General features: G+C 66.0%; 3 protein-coding genes. 1 reads left to right on the top strand and 2 read right to left on the bottom strand.

Annotated features, from left to right (window positions below; genetic code table 11):
• Both A2J02_RS25650 and A2J02_RS25655 read right to left on the bottom strand, forming a co-directional pair.
• On the bottom strand, nt 1-821 hold an 821-nt coding region (locus tag A2J02_RS25650), incomplete at its 3' end, for a glycosyl hydrolase 2 galactose-binding domain-containing protein (protein WP_442971509.1).
• The gene (locus A2J02_RS25655; protein WP_068055465.1) at nt 818-1,822 is read right to left on the bottom strand and encodes a DUF1839 family protein; all 1,005 of its coding nucleotides are present in this window, start codon (nt 1,820-1,822) and stop codon (nt 818-820) included. The genes A2J02_RS25650 and A2J02_RS25655, both read right to left, overlap by 4 nt.
• A 358-nt stretch (nt 1,823-2,180) precedes the next feature.
• Here A2J02_RS25655 and A2J02_RS25660 point away from each other — a divergent pair, with 358 nt between their 5' ends.
• The gene (locus A2J02_RS25660) at nt 2,181-3,119 is read left to right on the top strand and encodes an endonuclease/exonuclease/phosphatase family protein (RefSeq protein WP_068055468.1); all 939 of its coding nucleotides are present in this window, start codon (nt 2,181-2,183) and stop codon (nt 3,117-3,119) included.
• Nucleotides 3,120-3,308 lie beyond the last annotated feature (189 nt).

Below are 3,308 nucleotides of genomic sequence, written 5' to 3' on the forward strand. Positions count from 1 at the left end.
GTACGGTCCAGCTCGATCGTGCGAAACCCGACGACTCCCATGGGATGGACGATGCCGTCCACCTCGAGTGCGACGCGATACGTTCGCGGTCGGCCGTGCGTGTGCGGCCACCAGAGTTCGACGTCGGGCAACGTCACCGCCCGGTCGATGCGCTCGACGGTTCCGAGCTCGAAGGCCCTGTCGTCGATCAGAATTCGAGCCACCCCGGGAGCATCCAGGTCGGCGCGCAGTGTGACGACGCCGTCCGTACCCGATACCGCCGTCCTCAGGTCGACGCGAAGAACGTCCGGGATCACCGTCATGGACACCGGACGCCACGGCCCGACGGGTACCGGAAGGGGCCCGTACACGGGTGCGCGACCGAGCATCGTCGTCCGTTCGTGTCGCAGCCCCTGCGCGGCGATCAGCGACGATCGCCACCGACCGCGGGGGCGTCGAGACTTCAGATGTGCTGCCAGCGATTCGACGTGGACGGCGATCGCGACGGTGTCACCACAGTCCGTCAGATCGAGAGTCTCGGGAACGAACATCGACGCCACGGTTCTGCGCTGGACACCATCGATCCAGATCTGCGCACGGGTCGCGATGCCATCGAATCTCACTCGAACCCGGCGATGGCCACCGGTGGGGACGTCGGCGACGAACCACCAGTCGTGATCGTCCGGATTCACCGCGAGTGAGTCTCCGAGCGCGCCGGCAACCGTGCCCGGCACCACTGCGTCGACCCAATCGAGATCCTCGCGTAGGTCGGCGGGGCGAAGAACGGAACCGGCGTCGGTTCGGGCCAGCCGCCACCGAGCGCCGTCGAGCAGATCGATCACGCGCCCAATGCACCTGCAACGATGTCCATGGCGGCCGTCCAGTTCTTGCTCATCTCGATCAGCGGCTCGTCGAGCACCACATCCCGGCCACGTGCGGCGCGCGCCATCCGGAATTGAACGGCCTTGGCACCGGAGGCGGCGTCGAGGAAGTGCGGCGCTGCGGCGGCGGCTCCCGTCACGCCACGACCTTCGAGGTAGTGCACGTAGTTCGCCGCCAGTTCTGCCGTGGCACCGAACTGCCGGAGCAGGCCGAACGACCACAGGTGGAATGCGTCGGGCCCTGCGGTCTGCACGAGCGGGATGTCGGCGATGATGCGGCGAGCCAGCGCGTCGACGGGGTTGCCCGGAGCGCGGCGTGCCAGGTGTGCGCGAGCGACATCGAGGTCACGGTCACCGAAACCGGCGTCGAGAACCGTGGAGTCCACCTTGATCTGCTCGACGTACGGCAGCAACACCTCGGCGTGCGGTTCCGGAGCGAGATTGAAGATCCCGTCGAAATCGGCCCCGGTGAGCTCGAAGTAGCCGCGATTGTGGAAGTAGCCCATCACCTTGCCGTCGCGATCGACGAGATTCGGCACGATGGTGGTCTTGGTGTGCTGGTTGCGGTAGCTGGTCCCCGCGGTGTCGGGCAGCCAGAAGCCGTCGACCTCCACGGTGACGTGGATGCCGGCTGCCAGGCCTGCGACGACATGCTCGAGCACAGGACGCCACACGTTCATCTCGGCGACGCCGATGCCGTACAGGGTGCGCAGGTCCTCGGGCGCGATCTTCACGAAGTCCCACTGTCTCCCGTCGCAGCCGGCGCTCAGCACGAAGGCGAGAGCTGGTGTGGGATCTGCACCGAACGAGTGCAGAACTTCGATCCACAGGTCGACGTAACAGTTGGTTTCGGTCCAGATGCGGTCGTGATTGTGTATCGGGTGTGGTCGGTAACCGATGGGGTCGAGTTCCAGGACTCGTAGGCTGGTCCCGAGCCTGTCCAGCACTGCATCGTTCGACATGAAGCCTCTCCTACCGGATCGAATGTCGGACGGTCCCCGAGCCGCATTTGTCCGTATTGCCTGTATCCAGGCCCCTAATCCTAACGAATCGGTTTGTTCTTCGCACTCGATCGGACGGTAGGATTGTTTTTGCCCGCACGAACTACTTCCAGGGCCACCATCTCGACAGCAGTGACATCTGCCCCCGGTAACGGGGGCAGTCACAGAGCGAGCAGTCGGTTCCGCGCCGGTAATGCTGGTGCGCAGCCTGTTCGTGATGACACTTGCATACTGGCTCTGAGCTGGGCACATGCCGAGTGTAGACAACACCTGACACATCCACGCCCATCTCGGGCACGCAATAGGAGGCACGAGCACGATGCGCCGATTCGCATCCAGCGCAGCGCTGGTCATCGGCTGGGCTCTGCTCGCAGTCGTCTTCGGAATGTTCCTCGTTCGCCAGATTGGTGTGACCGAGATCACTTTTGTTGCGTTCGTCGTCGGGGCTCCGTACCTCGGTATCGCCTCGATCGCCGCCGTGATCCTGTTCGCCGCAGCGCGCTCCCGCATCGGGTCGGCCGTCGCAGTACTGATCACCGTTGCCGTCGTCGGCGTTCAGGTGCCGATGTACCTGTCCGACGGCCCGGACAACACCGGACCCGAATTGTCGGTCCTGACGATCAACGTCGCACACGGCGACGCCGACGCAGCGTCCATCGTCGACGCGGTGCGCACCCACGACGTCGACATTCTCGCGGTCCAGGAACTGACCCCGGAAGAAGTGACCGATCTGCAGGCCGCCGGCATCGACGACCTCCTGCCGTTCTCCTTCACTGCTGCCCTACCGGTGGCCGATGGCACCGGGCTGTGGAGCCGCACCCCGCTGACCGACGGCACCCGCCTCGACAACTTCGGATTCGTACCGGTCCAGGCGAAGACCACCGTCGACGGGCAGGATCTGACCGTCGTCTCCTTCCACGCGATGTCGCCTGCCACACCGCGCCACACCACCGAGTGGGACGCCGACCTGGCCAGGATGCGGTCCATCATGGAGACCTATCAGGGCACCGTGCTCGTCGCGGGCGACTTCAACGCCACCAACGACCACCGGCAGTTCCGCACCTTGGCATCGTCCCCGTTCTCCGACGCGGCGGACGGGGCAGGCGCGGGCCTGTTCCGCACGTTCCCGTCGGAGCGTCCGCTCGCGCGGCTGGACCATGTGGTGACGAGCGAGAACGTCCGCGCTCGGTCGGTCGAGCCGTTGCCGATCCCGGACAGCGATCACCTGGCGGTTCTCGCGCAGTTGCAGCTGCCCTGATCCGGGCGGCCGCGATGCCGGTCAGAAGCGCGGCAACTCGATGACCGGTGCAGGTGGCAACTGAATCTGCGGCAGCTGAATCTGCGGCAGGCCGGGAATCAGCGGCGGCGGCGCGGGCGCAGGCGCGGGCGCGGCGGGCGGCACGTATTCCGGCTCGGAATAGGTGCGAGCCGGGGCCTGAGCGGCCTC

Origin of the sequence: Rhodococcus sp. EPR-147 (assembly GCF_001647185.1) — a bacterium.
In the GTDB taxonomy this organism is placed as follows: Bacteria; Actinomycetota; Actinomycetes; order Mycobacteriales; family Mycobacteriaceae; genus Rhodococcoides.

Coding starts and splice junctions, on each gene's coding strand:
- A2J02_RS25655 (WP_068055465.1), bottom strand. CDS start 1,822: ATGTCGAACGATGCAGTGCTGGACAGGCTCGGGACCAGCCTACGAGTC.
- A2J02_RS25660 (WP_068055468.1), top strand. CDS start 2,181: ATGCGCCGATTCGCATCCAGCGCAGCGCTGGTCATCGGCTGGGCTCTG.